The sequence below is a fragment of the Aerococcus sp. L_32 genome (genome assembly GCF_050689315.1).
This window is the reverse complement of the sequence record NZ_JBOEQF010000561.1, coordinates 1-1,148: the sequence shown is the minus strand read 5'-3', so window position 1 is coordinate 1,148 and position 1,148 is coordinate 1. Positions and strand designations below refer to the sequence as shown.

The following is a 1,148-nucleotide window of genomic DNA, read 5'->3' as shown; positions in this document are numbered from 1 at the left end:
CCGGACGGATACAATGGGTGCTGTCCACTATATTTATTGGCCCAAATCCGCTAAAATAGACAGCGTGCAATCAAATTAGGAGGTAGGTTATGGAATTACAAAAGGCATTACAGGCGCTAAATAACGGGCAAATTGACCCCATATATGTACTACAAGGGCCTGAAACCTACTTAATCAACCGGTTTTTAACGGCCATTGAAGGTCAGTACTTACAAGAAGACGCCAACGCCATGAATTACATGTCCTTTGATATGGAAGAAGATAGCTTGGCGGACGTGATGGTTGAAGCCAACACCATTTCATTTTTCAATGAACCAAGATTGATTTTAATGCGGCAACCAGCTTTTTTAACGGGGTCACAGAAGAAGAATGCCATCAAGCAGGATGACGCGTCCTTACTCGAATACCTAGACAATCCAGCTGAGGATGTGGTTTTAGTCATTGTGGCTGATTACGAATCTTTAGATGGCCGGAAGAAAATTGTGAAACAACTGAAGAAGAAAGCCACATTTGTGGATACCTCTGTCATGGCCGAACCTCAAGTGAAAGACTATATGCAGCGGTATGTGGCTTCAGAAGGCGTCGATATGACCAGAGAAGCCATGGCCCTATTCTTGAAACGGACCAATTACCAGCTTACCCAGTCCATTCGTGAGATGGACAAGTTGATTTTATATGTAGGGGACGAGAAAAGGATCAACCAGCGAGATGTTGACTTGTTGGTGACACCGTCATTGGATGACAATATTTTCCATCTGACGGATCATATTATGCGTCAAGATTCAGCCGCTGCTTTAAGGTTATACCGCGAACTAATCGCACAGAAGAACCAACCCATCGCAATTCTTGGTTTACTCCAGTCTAACTTCCGCTTGTATACGCAAATTATCCAATTGAAGAAAGCGGGTTATGACCAAGGATCAATGGCTGAAACGATTGGCGTTCATCCATACCGGATTAAAATGGCTGGCCAATCGATTAATCCTTATTCGCCGAATTTACTTATGGTAGGTTATATGAAGTTGATTGAATTAGACTTTGATATTAAACAGGGAAAAGTAGACCAACATCTCGGGATTGAGTGGTTTATTTTAGACTTTTGTTCAGGTAGGGCAGCTAGTTAAGACATATATGTGAGAAAAAACAGG

The 1,148-nt window shown here is 42.3% G+C and carries 1 protein-coding gene; it reads left to right on the top strand.

The genetic code is table 11. The features are described 5' to 3' along the window. Positions 1 to 89 precede the first annotated feature (89 nt). Entirely contained in the window at positions 90 to 1,124 is a 1,035-nt protein-coding gene (gene holA / locus ACRCJ0_RS14775) for a DNA polymerase III subunit delta (RefSeq protein WP_271735582.1), read from the top strand. Positions 1,125 to 1,148 lie beyond the last annotated feature (24 nt).